Source organism: Thermocrinis ruber (assembly GCF_000512735.1).
GTDB classification, from domain to species: domain Bacteria; phylum Aquificota; class Aquificia; order Aquificales; family Aquificaceae; genus Thermocrinis; species Thermocrinis ruber.
On the sequence record NZ_CP007028.1, the window covers coordinates 355,428 to 369,699 of the forward strand.

At 41.2% G+C, this 14,272-nt stretch carries 15 protein-coding genes; 5 read left to right on the top strand and 10 right to left on the bottom strand.

Going from position 1 to position 14,272, the window contains the following annotated elements:
- Positions 1-257 precede the first annotated feature (257 nt).
- From THERU_RS01910 to THERU_RS01925, 4 genes are all read left to right on the top strand, one after another.
- A complete protein-coding gene (locus tag THERU_RS01910) occupies positions 258-995 on the top strand; it encodes a LytR/AlgR family response regulator transcription factor (protein ID WP_025305597.1) in 738 nt (245 codons plus the stop codon).
- Positions 996-1,005: 10 nt separating this feature from the next.
- Positions 1,006-1,941, top strand: a complete 936-nt coding sequence (locus THERU_RS01915; RefSeq protein ID WP_025305598.1) for a YbgA family protein — start codon at positions 1,006-1,008, stop codon at positions 1,939-1,941.
- Between the two features lie 124 nt (positions 1,942-2,065).
- Complete coding sequence (locus tag THERU_RS01920) at positions 2,066-3,532, top strand: phytoene desaturase family protein (RefSeq protein ID WP_025305599.1); 1,467 nt, start codon at positions 2,066-2,068, stop codon at positions 3,530-3,532.
- On the top strand, positions 3,516-4,508 hold the full coding sequence (locus THERU_RS01925; protein ID WP_025305600.1) for a sensor histidine kinase: 993 nt from the start codon (positions 3,516-3,518) through the stop codon (positions 4,506-4,508). Before THERU_RS01920 ends, THERU_RS01925 begins: the two co-directional genes overlap by 17 nt.
- Here THERU_RS01925 and THERU_RS01930 read toward each other — a convergent pair.
- Complete coding sequence (locus THERU_RS01930) at positions 4,483-4,995, bottom strand: flavin reductase family protein (protein ID WP_025305601.1); 513 nt, start codon at positions 4,993-4,995, stop codon at positions 4,483-4,485. The genes THERU_RS01925 and THERU_RS01930 overlap by 26 nt on opposite strands.
- A 216-nt stretch (positions 4,996-5,211) precedes the next feature.
- On the opposite strand from THERU_RS01930, the gene THERU_RS01935 reads away from it, so the two are divergent.
- Positions 5,212-6,582, top strand: coding sequence for a deoxyribodipyrimidine photo-lyase (locus tag THERU_RS01935; RefSeq protein ID WP_025305602.1), 1,371 nt, complete (start codon positions 5,212-5,214; stop codon positions 6,580-6,582).
- Between the two features lie 3 nt (positions 6,583-6,585).
- Here THERU_RS01935 and THERU_RS01940 read toward each other — a convergent pair whose 3' ends face one another.
- The 9 genes from THERU_RS01940 to THERU_RS01985 all read right to left on the bottom strand — a co-directional run bounded on the left by THERU_RS01940 (position 6,586) and on the right by THERU_RS01985 (position 14,215).
- Positions 6,586-6,930 carry an SCP2 sterol-binding domain-containing protein gene (locus THERU_RS01940; protein WP_025305603.1) on the bottom strand — a complete coding sequence of 115 codons (345 nt, stop codon included), beginning with the start codon at positions 6,928-6,930 and terminating at the stop codon, positions 6,586-6,588.
- Positions 6,911-7,168: a hypothetical protein gene (locus tag THERU_RS01945; protein WP_025305604.1), complete on the bottom strand. Its 258-nt coding sequence runs from the start codon at positions 7,166-7,168 to the stop codon at positions 6,911-6,913. The genes THERU_RS01940 and THERU_RS01945 overlap by 20 nt, the downstream gene beginning before the upstream one ends.
- A complete protein-coding gene (locus THERU_RS01950; protein WP_025305605.1) occupies positions 7,168-7,440 on the bottom strand; it encodes a hypothetical protein in 273 nt (90 codons plus the stop codon). The genes THERU_RS01945 and THERU_RS01950 overlap by 1 nt, the downstream gene beginning before the upstream one ends.
- 12 nt (positions 7,441-7,452) lie before the next feature.
- Entirely contained in the window at positions 7,453-9,531 is a 2,079-nt protein-coding gene (locus THERU_RS01955) for a heavy metal translocating P-type ATPase (RefSeq protein ID WP_025305606.1), read from the bottom strand.
- Positions 9,531-9,731, bottom strand: a complete 201-nt coding sequence (locus tag THERU_RS01960) for a hypothetical protein (RefSeq protein ID WP_025305607.1) — start codon at positions 9,729-9,731, stop codon at positions 9,531-9,533. The genes THERU_RS01955 and THERU_RS01960 overlap by 1 nt, the downstream gene beginning before the upstream one ends.
- A gap of 12 nt (positions 9,732-9,743) precedes the next feature.
- Positions 9,744-10,058: a hypothetical protein gene (locus THERU_RS01965; protein ID WP_025305608.1), complete on the bottom strand. Its 315-nt coding sequence runs from the start codon at positions 10,056-10,058 to the stop codon at positions 9,744-9,746.
- 3 nt (positions 10,059-10,061) lie between these two features.
- Positions 10,062-10,427, bottom strand: a complete 366-nt coding sequence (locus THERU_RS01970; protein ID WP_025305609.1) for a hypothetical protein — start codon at positions 10,425-10,427, stop codon at positions 10,062-10,064.
- 278 nt (positions 10,428-10,705) lie between these two features.
- A complete protein-coding gene (locus THERU_RS01980; protein ID WP_025305611.1) occupies positions 10,706-12,118 on the bottom strand; it encodes a 4Fe-4S binding protein in 1,413 nt (470 codons plus the stop codon).
- Positions 12,119-12,130: 12 nt separating this feature from the next.
- Positions 12,131-14,215, bottom strand: coding sequence for a TonB-dependent receptor (locus tag THERU_RS01985; protein WP_025305612.1), 2,085 nt, complete (start codon positions 14,213-14,215; stop codon positions 12,131-12,133).
- Positions 14,216-14,272: the final 57 nt, after the last annotated feature.

The window sequence follows — 14,272 nt, forward strand, 5'->3', positions numbered from 1 at the left end:
CCATTTAAGGAGGTGAAAACCATGATGCTACCAGAGCCCTTTAGGTTTCTAAGGATAGGCTGGTGGATAGTTCATATAATTGGCATTAGCCTTGTGTTCTACCTTGGACATAAGTTCGGCGGTGCAATATTTGGTTAAAGATGCCAAAGCTTACCCTCCCTCCCAGTGGGAGGGCTGTTTTATATTTTTCTAAGATACAAACTTGTGGTGATGGGTTGGGTGGGTATAAGTCCATAATTTAAACGGAGGACAGGTTCATGAAAGCTTTTATAGTAGAAGACGAGCCGATAGCGAGGGAGAGACTAAAGAGATTGTTAAAAGAGATCGGTGGCATTGACATAATCGGAGAAGCAGACAGCAAAGAAAAAGCCCTATCAGAGATAAAAGATAAAGAAATTGATGTGCTGTTTTTGGACATTAAACTTCCGGATGGTACAGGCTTAGAAATTGCAAAAGAAGTGATAGAAACGATGGAAGAGCCACCATACATAATCTTCACAACCGCTTACGGAGAGTTTGCGCTGGAAGCTTTCAAAGTAAATGCAATAGACTACCTTTTAAAGCCCTTCACAAAAGAGGACGTAGAAAAGGCGCTAAGCAAAATAAAAAGCACAAAAAGTAAAATATCAAACCTCGCAAAGATAGCAACCATTACCACCGGCACAGACATACTCATACCCGTAAAGCATCTTAGCAAAGTGGTTCTTTTAAAACCAGATGATATTTACTACATAAAAGCTGAACTTTCTGAGACGGTCATAAAGACAAAGGATAGGGAATATTTCTCCAGCAGGAAGCTTTATGAATTTGAGGAACTCTTAAAAAACAGAGGATTTTTCAGAGTTCACAGAAGCTATTTAGTAAACCTCGCAAAAATAAAAGAGATGAGGTCAGTAGAGCAGAGCAAATTTCTAATCACCTTCCAAGATATTTCAGACACCATAAAAACAAGCAGGGACGGTGCAAAACATTTAAGGGAATACCTAAACATTTGAACGTATAGGGATGGTTCAATACAAACCCAGAATCGTCATAAGCAGGTGTCTAAACATAGCACCCGTTAGATACAACGGCGGAATTATTAACGATGAATTCAGCAAAAAACTCCTTGACTATGTTGAATACATAGCAGTATGCCCGGAAGTGGATATAGGAATGCCCGTTCCAAGACCAACCGTTTTGCTTTACAAAAAAGGCGATCAAATAAGAATGATAGAGCCCAATAGCAAGAAGGATTACACGGACGAAATGCTAAAATTTTCAGAAACTTTTCTAAAGTCCCTCGGAGAAGTTGACGGCTTTTTACTAAAGGCAAAATCTCCAAGCTGTGGAGTAAAGGACACTAAACTTTATCAGGAGAACCTAAAAGGTCTGATAAATGCAAGAAGTAGCGGTCTGTTTGCCCAAAGGGCAATGGAATACTATCCGTATTTGCCCATTGAAGATGAAGGAAGATTAAACGATTATTGGATAAGAAGGGACTTTTTGACAAAGATTTTCTCACACGCAAGGTTCAGATATCTGAAAAACAACTACAAAGATATTAACGACTTACTAAAATTCCACCAAGAACACAAGTATTTACTCATGCTTTATGACCCACACACCCTAAAGCAGATGGGAAACCTTCTTGCCAACTGGAAAAAGTATGGGTTGGATGAAACTATGAAACGCTATGCAAACCTATTCCACAGAGCTTTGAGTAAGAAATCAGACATAAACAAGCATTCCAACGTCCTTCAGCACATCTACGGACACCTTTCAGAAAAAATTTCCGACTCAGAAAAAAGACATTTACTTAAGATGCTTGATAGACTGAGAAAGGGCAAGCTTCAACTTGAAACCCTCCTTGAATACATCAAAGGCTTTATATACAGGTTTAACGATAAATATTTACAATCCCAGATTTATCTTAGTCCTTTCCCGGAGGAGTTGATTTAGACTTAATCCCTAAATTTCAAAATCTAACCGCATAATGAAATAACCAGTCTTCAAACTTTCAATGAAGGTTTGTATCTTTATAAATAGCAACCCGCAAATGTTCTTTCTAAGCTGAGGATTTCCTATGTTTGATTATGTGATTGTTGGTGGCGGTATTGGTGGAGTAGTTTCTTACGCTATATTAAAAAAGATAGGTAGAAACGTTGCTTTGCTTGAAAAGGAACCATACTTGGGCGGTTGTAGTGCAACTTTTAGAAGAAAAAACTACCTATACAACGCTGGAGCTTCCACTTTGGTTGGTCTTGAAGAGCACATGCCATTGGGCAAGGTCTTTAAATTCTTAAACCTTCCAAAGCCAAAAGTGAAAAAACTTGAAGTTCCAATGGTCGTTTATGTTGGAGATAAAGTAATCAAAAGATACTCAGATAGAGAAAAAACAATTTTTGAGCTTGAGAAAAATTTTAACTACAAAAACCTAAAATCCCTTTGGCAAAAGGTTTATTCTATATCTGATGCCAACTGGCAGAACATCTACAGCGTGATACCTATAAACTACAAAAACCCAAAACTACTTTTAAAAAAGTTCTTTGAAAATTGCAGATACATAATGCAAACCTTACCCTATCACTTCAAGACTTCCTACGAGTTTTTCAAAGATCACTTGGGAAATTTTGATGAGGATTTCAAGCACTTTTTAGACAATCAGATTCTGATGACATCGCAAGGATACAGTGAAGAGGTTCCTATATCTGTTGGTGCTATGGGTTTAACATACCCAAACCTTGATAATTACTACGTTTATGGTGGAATGGGAAAGGTCTTTGACTTTTTAGCCCACGACTACAAGAACGTTTTTTTAAGGCATAGGGTAATAAAAATTAGAAAAGTAAAAGATGTTTTCCAGGTTATAACAGACAAGGGAGTTTTTGAGGCTAAAAACGTGATCCTAAATAAAACCATTTGGGATTACTGCGACTTGCTTGAGGATTTGAAAGAGAATTGCATCAAAAACAGAAAGATATACTCAAAAATATGGTCAAGCTTAACAATCTACTTTAACGTAGAAGATAAAGAGAACTTAATTGATGAATATCACTACCAGATAATTCACAAAGACATAAATCCTTACACCGGTAGTAATTCCTTCTTTGTATCCGTGTCAGACAAAGAGGACGAAGTGCTTACAAAGGATGGCAAGAAATCTGTAACTATTTCCACACACTGCAAAATATCCCTATGGCAGGATTTAGACAAGCAGGAATATCTTGAGAAAAAAGAGAAGGCAAAGGAATTTATCTTAAATAAACTTTTTGAGTATGTGCCCAAGTTTAAATACCTCAGCATAGAAAATGTTATAGTAGGAACTCCAAAGACCTTTCAAAGATACACTGGAAGGTACAATGGAACGGTAGGAGGAATACCGCTTATAAAGGACTACATTCCGCTAAGGTATCCTTTTAACTTTACACCAATAAAAGGTTTGTATTTGGTTGGAGACTCTGTTTTCCCAGGTCAAGGCTGGCCTGGTGTCATAGTTGGCGTGCTAAACTTACTTCTGCAAATAGAGGATATAGATGAGATACTTTATTGAGATAAACAGAAAAGACTGGACGATAGTGTTTGTCTTTGGCTTAGTGTTTGGTTCAATTCTTGGCGGTTTTATATCTCTAATTTTGAACATTCCCGTTATAAAGGGAATGATTTCCGGTGCTATTTTTGGATTTTTTATATTTGTGTTTTCTTTTACTTTAATCAATCTAAGCAACAAGAAGATCCTGCCCTTGTTGAGCGATAAATACTGGACTTTTGTGAGTCTCTTAATGGCTTTCTTTGCTGGATTTCTTGGAAGTATAACCGCCTTTGAATTTATAAAGATGCTAAAACTGATAGAACTGGAGTTTTCCGTTCTACTTCTCCTCTATCTGAGCGCAATGGTAGGACTCTTGACAATGTTAATAGGTAATCTTTTATACATGATTGTAAATTCCAAGAAAGTAGAGGAAGAGTTGAATAGGTTAAACATAGAGCTAAGGCTAAAAGCATTAGAGTATCAGATAAATCCACACTTTTTATTCAACGCTTTAAACACACTCTCGGAGTTAATTTACATAGACCCAAAGCTTGCGGAAAAAGGAATGCTAAAACTATCTCAATTCCTAAGAATGATCATAGACGAGAATAGCATCATAACCTTACAGGATGAGCTTAAAATAGTGAAAAACTTTATCTTTATTGAGAAGTTAAGATTTCCCGCCATAGAGTTTGAGTTTAACATAGACAAAGATACACTATCTTTGCAAGTCCCTAAGATGTCCATACAGCTTCTTGTTGAAAATGCCATAAAGCATGGTTTGAGAAACAACGGAAAAGTTATCATAAACTCTTACATAAAAGATGGATATCTTTATGTGGAGGTTAAAGATAGCGGAAAAGGTTTTGAAGATATAAAGGAGGGAACGGGTCTTAAAAATCTGAGAGAGAGATTAAAGATATTTTTCAACGGAGAGTTAGAATACTTTTATGATGGAAAGTTTTCCACATTCAGATTTTTTTATAAAATCCTTTAGTGTTGAAGCAGTAGTAGTTCTTTCCCATTGAGAAAACTAACTTATTCTTGGGTTTTACCTTTCCTCGCTTGTACTTTATTGCTAAAACCCTACCAATCACGAGGGAATGATCCTGAAAATCCAATTTTTCATAAACTTCACACTCATAAACCATAAAGGACTCTAAGATGCTTTTTGAAGCCACTTTTTCGCTATCTATCAAATGTATGTTCTTCATTAAGCTTAGTTTATCAACTTGGTCTCCGTGATAAGAGCCTGCAATAAGAATTTGTTCAAAGTACTCTGATGTTAAAAAATTGATTGTGAAGTTGTCTTTCAAAAGCCTGTAGCTGTAGTTTGTCTTATCTATGGATATAGAGTATAAAAAGGGATTTTTATTTACAGGCGTATGCCAGCCAACGGTAAAAGGATTTTCGCCCACGACCACTATAACGAGCGGCCGTGGGACATATCCAAGGGTATAACCATTCTCTATTGTTTTAAACATTTGCTTTTTGCTTACTAAAGGTACTCGACCAACACATTAGGGCTACTAAAAACTTCCTCATGGTACTGCTTCCTAAGGTCTATTTCACTGGACATTCTACAGGAAATGTTTTTCATGATGAAGTTAATTTTTATCGCATTAAACTTAAAATTTTACAGGTTATTTGTAAAAAAACTAAAATAAGCATGAGTTATTATGGAAAAAAGGAGATAAGTAATGGAGCAAGAATTCACAGGAAGAGTAAAGGTTATAAACCGCAGACAGTTTAACACAAATGGCAAATACATAATATACTGGATTTCTCACAGCCACAGGGCACACTTCAACCATAGCCTTGAGTTTGCCATAGAGCTGTCAAACCAAAGCGGAAAACCACTATTGGTATACTTCCTAATAACAGACAAGTATAAATACTCAAACGCACGATACTACAAATTTATGTTGGATGGGATTTTAGAAGCCAAAAAATCCGTAGAAGAGAGAGGGATAAAGTTTGCTATAGAAAAGGTAAATGATATTAGACAAAGGATTATAGAGCTATCAGAGAATGCCTATGCTTTGATTACAGATAAAGCATACTTGAAGTATCACAGAAAGCTAAACAAATACATAGCGGACAGATTAGATGTTCCAGTGTATGAAATAGAGTCTGATGTGTGCGTTCCAGTTGAGATTGCATCAGACAGGCAAGAACCTTATGCCTTTACCTTTAGAAAAAAGATTTACAGTTTGTTGGACAAATACATTGTTGAACTAAAGCCAAGGGAGCCGAAGATTAAATCGGTTAGCTTTGATTTTGGGATAGAGGAGATAGCTTTCAACAACTCCTTGGAGATTTTAAACATTCTCAACATAGACAAAAGCGTTAGCTTATCACCTTTTGTGGGAGGCTACAGTCAAGCAAGAAAATACTTGGAGGAGTTTATTGAGAAAAAACTGCATAGATACAAAGAGTTCAGGTCTCATCCGGAGCTTGACTATCAGTCAAACCTTAGTCCTTATTTGCACTTTGGACAGATCTCGCCCATAGAAGTGGTCCTTGAGGTTTTATCAAAGTATGGAAGGAATGATGAAAACGTAGATAGCTTTTTTAACGAGCTTATAGTTTGGAGGGAGCTTGCGAGGAACTTTTGCTACTACAATCCAAACTATAATCAGTATGAAGGTATTCCGGAATGGGCTAAAGAAACATTGGAAGAACACAAAAACGACAAGAGGGAGTATATTTACACGATTGAAGAGCTTGAAAATGCAAAAACTCACGATGAATATTGGAATTCCGCACAGTTAGAACTTTTGAAAACAGGGAAGATGCACAACTACATGAGAATGTATTGGTGCAAAAAGCTTATAGAATGGACGGATGACCCAAAGAAAGCCTTTGATATAGCGTGCTATCTGAACGATAAATACGAGCTTGATGGAAGGGACCCAAACGGTTATGCGGGAATATCTTGGTGTTTTGGAACCCACGACAGACCTTGGAAAGAGAGAAAAATCTTTGGAAAAATCCGATACATGAGTGCATCGGGCTTAGAAGCAAAGTTTGACATTAAAAAGTATGTAGAAAAAGTAAAGAACTTATGAAGCTTATTCACTCAGGACTTCAAGGGAAGAAAGAACACGCCTTAGGTCTCCCTTTATACGCACCCTTCCGCTGGCAATGTATTGAAGAATCCTCTGGGGCTTTTCTAAGAGCCTTTTAAACTCTCTGTAACCCAAGTATATTTTACTGTCTGAGATGTCCTCCTGATGAACTTCCTTTATTTTTCCCTCTCCTACCAAAAACAGGACCTTCTCAAAGCTATGGGGTAGTTCTATTGCCACCAGTATAGGAGGGGATATTTTTGTTAGCTTTTCCCTGTGTCCTTCCTCCAGCTTGTGTGCCAGAGCCCTGAGCTCTATTTTGATGTCTTCAGAAGTGGCTTTCAACATGGATTATGCTTTTCTCTCCGCAGAGCTCATTTACCAGAGCTTCCAAGTATTGATGGGCTTCCTCCTCGGTGGGATATATACCAAGGATGGCGGGGAGGAGGGGCTGGGGCAAATGAACCACCAGATTATACACCCTTCTCCTTTTGCCCTCCACCTCTATTACGCTCTCTTCTATAGAAAAGGCTATTGCATGGTAGGCGTTTATATACCTACCGCTCCTTGTCTTTATCAGTTTCATTATTTTTGCTCTTCCTCTTTCTTTTCCTCCTTGAGGGCACCTTTGGCTCCTTCAATTGCACCAACAGCGGCGCCCTTTACCACTGCAAAGGCTTTCTCCGCTATTTCCATGGCGGTTTTGCCCACCTCCGAAGCAGTTTCCACCAGCTTTTTAACTGCTTCCTGAGGAAGCTCCTTTAGAGACTTGCCCTCCTCAACGGAGAGCTTCTTCTTGAGTTCTTCCAGCTCTTGCTTGATCCTCTCTAACTCTTGCTTTAGGTCCTTCTCTTCCATGGCTAAACCTCCTTAAATTTTTTTAAGGGCATAGGTAGCTAAAGCGATAGTGCTACCGTTGTTTATTAAGGTGGCAATGCTTGGACCTATCAGTCCAAGGGCAGAGCCCACTAAGCCTACCGTGTTTGCTATGGCGTTCAGGCTGTATATTCTGGATAACTTTCTCATGAGCCCTTGGGACACATCCACCACATCCAAAAGGTGCCACAAACTGTCTCCGATAACCACATCCGCTACCTCTATGGCTATGTCCGTTCCGCTTCTTAGAGATATACCCACGTTTGCACTGGTCAGGGCTGGCGAGTCGTTTACTCCATCTCCAACAAAGACTACTATCCTGCCTTCTTCCCTGAGCTTTTTGACGATCTGAGCCTTCTCTGCGGGAAAGACCCTCGCATAAAATTGGTCCACGCCCAAAGTTTTGGCTATGTAGCTGGCTACACCCTCGTTGTCGCCAGTGCAAAGGATAACCCTCTTGCCCCTGCTTTTCAGGGCTCTGACCACATCCCTAGCTTCCTCTCTCAGTGGGTCCGAGAAGGTGATAAGCCCCACAATTTTTCTCTCTTGGACAAGATACAGGACGCTTTTTCCCTCCGAGTGGAACTTATCCACCAGCTCTCTAATCTCCTGGGAGATCTTTATTCTCTTTTTTTGCATAAATCGTGTGCTACCAAGCAAAAAGTGCTTTCCAGCAATAACGCCTTCTATACCAAGCCCTATATGATACTTGGAATCCAGTCTTGGCAATAGCGTTATTCCCCTCTCCTCCGCCAGCCTTACTATTGCCCTTGCTACAGGATGGGTGATCCTCTGCTCAAGAGATGCACCATAAAGCAGAACATCCTCCTCTGAGATGGACAAACCCACCACATCCATTATGCGAGGGTGCCCCACTGTCAGGGTGCCTGTCTTGTCCATTACAAAGGTGTCCGCTTTTGCCAAAAGCTCCAGCTTGCTTCCACTTTTTACCAAAATACCTCTCTCAGCCAGTTGGGATATGGCACTGAGAACACCCACAGGAGTAGAAAGATGCACGCCCGTGTGATAATCCACTATTAGCACAGAAGACAGCCTCTGAAGGTTTCTCGTAAGGGCATAAGCGGAAAGCCCTACTGCCATAGTAGGGAGGACGAATCTGTTGGCAAACTCTTCTGCCTTCTTTTGAATGCTCAAAGGCTCCTTTATGTTTTGCTCTATGATCTTTACTATGCCCGCAACCACCGTGTCTTCTCCCACCGCCTGAACTCTTACATAGAGCTTTCCATCCTCCACAAGGGTACCCGCATAGACCTTGTTCCCAGACCTCTTTAAAACAGGATTTGACTCGCCCGTTAGCGATGCCTGATTTACTAAAGCTTCTCCCTCTATAACCTCTCCATCTGCGGTAATCTTCTCTCCTGCATAGACTACTATGATATCCCCCACCTTTAGCTCTTCAGCCCTTACCCTTTTTGCCTGTCCGTCTGCAACCACCAGCCAAGCATAATCCTTTCTATACTCCATTAGGGCTTCTATGCTACTGTATGCCTTCCTTTCTATCTTTTCCTCCAAATAATCCCCAAGGGACAAAAGCCAAGCCATAAGCTGGGCGGAGAAGGGGCTACCCGAAAGGGAGGTGAGAACTACGGCGGACGCATCAAGAGTATGAACATCTATCTTCCTTCTTTTCAGAGAGTTAAAGGCTTTTCTAAAGACGGGCAGGCTGGAGAAGAGGGCGAGACCTCTCAAAAGAGGGTTTGGTAGAGGCAGAAAATTTAGCAATAGCCCAAGGCTTGCCACTCCAAACCAAAAGCTATCGCCTCCATCCTTCTCTGGGCTAATTCTAACCTTTTCTTTGCTGAGGTCCTCCAAAAAGAGTTCAGGGGTAGAAGTTTGAAGGTAGTTTATAAAGCCTATCAGGTCAAACTCAGATGGCTCGTAGCGTATGGTTATACTTCCTGAGGATTTGCTGTAAGCTACTTCCTTTACACCTCCGAACTTCTCAAAGAAGGCTCCTATGACCTCCTCCGGGTGGTGGAGTAGGCTAAAAAGAGGCGAGGAGATTTTGAGGCTACCTGCCCTGAGCCTTTTGATCTGGTAAGGTATGGGCATCAGCCTTCCTCTTTCTTCTCTTGAAGTTTGCTCTCCAATGCTTTAATTAGGGCTTCTATTTCCTTTTGAGCTTCTTCTAACTTTTTGTGCTCTTGCATTCTGCTTAGCATATAGGCACCAAGAATGCCAAGTCCAAAACCCAAGGCAAAGCTAAAGGGTCCCGAACAGAAAGTCCTGCTTAGGATCTGACTAAAGTTCATCTCTTAACCTCCTTACAGGTTTTGTTTTATGCGTTGCAAAGCTTCCTGCTGTTTTTGGAGTATCTCAAGCTTTCTTTCAATCTCTAACTTATAAAGGTGTTTTGCCTCTGCCACCACATCCTCCCAGAACTCCTTGTTCTCATCTATGCTGGCTGACAGCCACTCCTTGAAGGCTATAACCTCCTTGGTGGCAGACACCAGCAAAGGTCTTGAGTCCTTTAAGAGCCTGTTTAGTACCACAAGACCCACAAATGCTCCCACACCGTAAAGGAGCATGTTGGTGCTTAGGCATCCTCCTATGGTGGATGGAATGTTAAAGTTCAGCATCCTTTACCTCCCAAAGGTAGTTTTAAGGGTAGGTACAATAAACATAGTGCATAAAGAAAAACTTAGCAATCCTACCGCAAAACCAAAGGTAAAAACAGAAAAGGCAAGCTTGAGGGCAGGGTGCTTGATGAAAGGAGAAAGATAAAAATGCAAATCTTCAATCGTTAGACTTTCCCTTCTCTCTAAGTTCTTACGCAGGCTTTCTAATAGGGCTTGGTCCTCTACTTTGAGTTTTAAAGTCTTGTAACCTTCCTTTTCTATTGTTATACCCTTTAAACCCTCCACCCTACTTTTAAAGAGAACCTTCTCCTCCACGCTATCAAAGTATATGCTCAGCATGTTGCCATAGGTGGCTACGTGATTTATCATTAGCTATATTGTAAAGGTAAAACGTTAAGAAATTGTTAAGAAAAAGGGGAAGATTTGAGGACGGCAACTTTTTAGCTTAAGGAAGCGTACATGAAGAAGAGGCAAGCCATCTAAAGACGGTTCTGCACTTAAGGAAACCCCTTCCTTAAGAGAGTTGGTCCAAACAGGCAAGCAAAAAAAGAGAGGAAAACCCAAAAATACGAAGATGCTTTGATCCTCACCCTGTGGCAAGAAAAGCACCCATTGCCTGCTCACTGCTTTTAATCATAGCCTTTTGATCAATGCCTATGAAAGTGCTGGGCTGGGAAAAAGAGTATGGCAATCAGACTGAACAATGTCAGCAAAAGATATACCACCGGAAGGATGGAGGAAACTAAGAATACTGAAAGACGCCTGTCTTTTCCAATAAACTCTGTTCTTCTCCAGAGTATATGCATGCTCCAGAATCCCGCTACGAACGGGAAAATCCTAAAGATATGTAGCCAATGGTCTCCTCTCTTTGCTAAAGGTTCCGCTTGTATGCCAAGCCCAAAAGCTTGAGAAAAGCCATTTACTATGTTGTGGTAATACTCTATAAAGAAGAACTCAAGCACGTGGGAAAGGCCTCCCACTATCATCAAAGGTGCGAAGGCGTATCCAAGGGTGAGAAGGACTTCTCTAAAGCTTTTTCCTGTAATCTTGGCTATTAGAGTGAAGCTTGCCCAGACTAAAAACAGCACCAAGGAAAGTGCCATCAACATGGCAACAAGCCCGGTCATATCCACCCACTTGGGAAGACCAAAGGTCTTTTGTAGATAGTTTCCAACTATCACCCAAGGCATGTATTCAGAAAGGGCAGTTCTTGATAGTCCATGATGAAATCGCATGGTAAAGGTTATTACCGCCACAAGGAGTATATAGACCATAACCTCTATCATTTTTGAATTTTTGATCCTTTCGTAAAGGGAATATCCAAACTTTCTAAACTCCAGCTTTACCGCGTCGCACGCATGGGCACACTCCATGCACATGGTGCAGTACATCATAGACTTTCTTTCTTCAAACTTTGAAGGGTTTAGCTCGTAGGGACATGCCAAAGCACAGTCGGGCTTTTTACAGCTTTTACACTCTTCCTCGTAGGTGGAAAGCCATACAGGAGATGTCCTTGCAAAGGCGGTATTAACAGAACCGATGGGACATATATATTTACAGTAAGCCATACCTCTAAATAGGGAGAAGAATAGTATTGAAAGTATGGTGAAAAATAGGAAGAAAATTGCCGTGATAAGTGGGCTTTTCAAAAAGCCTGGAAAAGTATATATCACAAACCAGTAGGCTAAGATGTTGAAGCCTATAAGACCTATGTAGGGATTGGCAAGCCATCTGGGAACCCTTAACTTTAATCCAAACTTGGTTATGTGCTTTCCCAAAAATCCGTGGGGACAGACCATACAGAAGACATTTCCAAGGGTTGGAAGCGTTATAACCATGAAGAAGGGCCAAAATATGGACCAAAACACCGCAGTGGTAAATATGTTCTCTTTGGTAGGGTTGAGTATGCCGTATATTATGGCATAAACAAGCAGGAATAGAGTAGTAAGCCTGTAAAGGGTAAGCATGTATTTGTTTTTAAAGAAAAAGCTAAGCACGGGTATGCCAAAGATGTCCCTTTGGCTTCTCTTGGCTATGAAATGAACCCTTTGTGTTTGCATGATAAAACCTCCTTAAAAGTTGTAGGTAAGCCTTACTAAAAAGGTCCTTGGTGGACCCGGAGCATATCTCTTTACGCCAGAGGTGTCCTTTGTAACCTCCACCGCATACTTTTTGTCAAAGAGGTTATCCACCGTGAGGGATAGGTCCAGATTGCCCCTGCTGTAGCCCACGCTGGCACTGGTGAGAAACTCATAACCTTCATACTTTTCCGTGTTTGCGTTGTCCATGTAGTAGCTTCCCCAAGTATCTGCTTGCACTCGGAACCTAAAGCCAGAGGTATGCTTGTAGCTTATAAAGGCAGAGTATTGATGTATCGGAATATAAGGAAGCCTGTTTCCGCTTCTATCTATGTTTGTGCTACCAACCAGCTCACTAAACCTTTTAAACTTATAATCCGAGTAGGCGTATGATGCTCCAACCTCTAAACCTTCTATCAGTTGATAAGTTCCAGCGAATTCAAAGCCCTTCTTCTGCGTCTTTCCTGCATTGGTAAATGTAGTTTGTCCACCGGGTTGAATTACCCTAACCACTTCATCCTTAACATCCATAAGATAAAGGGCTGTGTCAAAGGAAAACTTCTTGTGCCTTGCCTTTAAGCCCACCTCGTAGTTTATAACCTTTGCAAGCTCTAAGTTTGGGTTTGAAGAAAGCTCACCGCTGGTGGGCGTGTTGGCTCCTGTGGAAATGTTTCCGTAGATGTTAAGTATGGGTGTTAGCTTGTAAAGAAATCCAACCCTTGGGCTAAAGACGGTGTAAGTTTTTTCTCTTGAGTAGGCAAAACAGTTTTCTATGCCTGAAGCTGGACACATCTTGTAATTGCCCGCACTAAAGCTGTAATCTCCCCACTTGTATCCGCTTATGTCAAAATTCACCCTATCAATCCTTGCGCCTACATCTAAGATCCACCTCTCCCTTTGGAAAGACTGCTGAAGAAACACACCCGCCAAAGTGGTTTTTTGATCTTGCTTTTCCAAAAGGTCTCCCTTGTTGTCCGAAAGGGTGCTTACGATCCTCCCTCCTACTACTTGAACATCCCTGTATTTGAAGTAATTCGTCTTTTGTTCATCGTGCCTTATGGTAAAGCCTGTGGTTAATATGCCAAGGCTGTGTTTGTAGTTAGCCTGAAGGTCTGCCCCATAGACCCATGTGTCCGCATCGTTTATCCTACCAGTTACAGGGTGGTAGTGTTGCCAGTGGTTGAGGTATACCAAAGGAACAAGCTCCCAATTTCCAAAGCTCTTTGTTAGCTTTGAACTGAAGAAGAATATCTCCGAGTATCTTCCCATATGCTTCCATGCCTCTGCGGTTCTTGGAACCTTTCCAGTGCGTAAAAACTCAGACCACTGGTCTGTTCCGGGTCTAACTACCAAAGCTCCGGGCAACTGTAAGCTTGCCTTTGTATAGCTAACATAGTTTTCCCAAGTGTCTCCATTTTCAAACATATAGGAAGGTTGAAGGGTTATCTGGTTTGTCCAGAATTTGTTCCAAGGTCTCCAAGAGTTGTCGGTTTGCCTCCTGCTTGCGTTAAAGCCCAAGTAAAAGCCCTTTCCAATGAGTGTGGAGTAATAAAGGTTGTGATTCTGTGTGTTGTAGTCTCCAAAGCCCAGCTTTATAAAGCCCCCTTTCCTTTCAAAGGGATTTTTTGTTATCACATTTATAACGCCCCCGGACGCATTCACACCCCAAAGGGTTGAGTTGGGACCCTTTACCACCTCCACCCTTTCAATGAGGGATGTATCCACAAAGTCAAGCCTTGTAAGGCTGTCCGGGTCGGTGATAGGGACGCCGTTAAGCAATATCATGATCTCCCTTACGCCGTAGGTCGCCTTTAACCCCGCACCCCTTATTATCAACCTTGTGTCGTAGCCTTGATTTCTTGAGACAACATTTACACCAGGCACTCCCTGCAGTGCATCGTAGAGGTTTAACATAGGTTTCTCTTGGATCTTTTCTTTTCCTATCACGCTTACGCTTGCTGGCACATCCTCTGTCTTTCTCTCGGTCCTTGTGGCAGTCACGCTCACCTCCTTGAGTTCCACATCCTTACCAAAGGAGACCGCCCCAAGCAAAAGCAACGTATAGACCACCCTTTTCATACTCTTTCCCTCCTGATGTTAGTTTTGTGTAAATTATAACATAAATTTCAAGTCAAG

What these genes read in the sequence shown, in the direction of transcription:
- THERU_RS01910 (WP_025305597.1), top strand. Translation starts at nt 258, where the DNA reads ATGAAAGCTTTTATAGTAGAAGACGAGCCGATAGCGAGGGAGAGACTA.
- THERU_RS01925 (WP_025305600.1), top strand. Translation starts at nt 3,516, where the DNA reads ATGAGATACTTTATTGAGATAAACAGAAAAGACTGGACGATAGTGTTT.
- THERU_RS01945 (WP_025305604.1), bottom strand. Translation starts at nt 7,168, where the DNA reads ATGAAACTGATAAAGACAAGGAGCGGTAGGTATATAAACGCCTACCAT.
- THERU_RS01970 (WP_025305609.1), bottom strand. Translation starts at nt 10,427, where the DNA reads ATGATAAATCACGTAGCCACCTATGGCAACATGCTGAGCATATACTTT.
- THERU_RS01980 (WP_025305611.1), bottom strand. Translation starts at nt 12,118, where the DNA reads ATGCAAACACAAAGGGTTCATTTCATAGCCAAGAGAAGCCAAAGGGAC.
- THERU_RS01955 (WP_025305606.1), bottom strand. Translation starts at nt 9,531, where the DNA reads ATGCCCATACCTTACCAGATCAAAAGGCTCAGGGCAGGTAGCCTCAAA.
- THERU_RS01965 (WP_025305608.1), bottom strand. Translation starts at nt 10,058, where the DNA reads ATGCTGAACTTTAACATTCCATCCACCATAGGAGGATGCCTAAGCACC.
- THERU_RS01920 (WP_025305599.1), top strand. Translation starts at nt 2,066, where the DNA reads ATGTTTGATTATGTGATTGTTGGTGGCGGTATTGGTGGAGTAGTTTCT.
- THERU_RS01930 (WP_025305601.1), bottom strand. Translation starts at nt 4,995, where the DNA reads ATGTTTAAAACAATAGAGAATGGTTATACCCTTGGATATGTCCCACGG.
- THERU_RS01950 (WP_025305605.1), bottom strand. Translation starts at nt 7,440, where the DNA reads ATGGAAGAGAAGGACCTAAAGCAAGAGTTAGAGAGGATCAAGCAAGAG.
- THERU_RS01915 (WP_025305598.1), top strand. Translation starts at nt 1,006, where the DNA reads ATGGTTCAATACAAACCCAGAATCGTCATAAGCAGGTGTCTAAACATA.
- THERU_RS01940 (WP_025305603.1), bottom strand. Translation starts at nt 6,930, where the DNA reads ATGTTGAAAGCCACTTCTGAAGACATCAAAATAGAGCTCAGGGCTCTG.
- THERU_RS01935 (WP_025305602.1), top strand. Translation starts at nt 5,212, where the DNA reads ATGGAGCAAGAATTCACAGGAAGAGTAAAGGTTATAAACCGCAGACAG.
- THERU_RS01985 (WP_025305612.1), bottom strand. Translation starts at nt 14,215, where the DNA reads ATGAAAAGGGTGGTCTATACGTTGCTTTTGCTTGGGGCGGTCTCCTTT.
- THERU_RS01960 (WP_025305607.1), bottom strand. Translation starts at nt 9,731, where the DNA reads ATGAACTTTAGTCAGATCCTAAGCAGGACTTTCTGTTCGGGACCCTTT.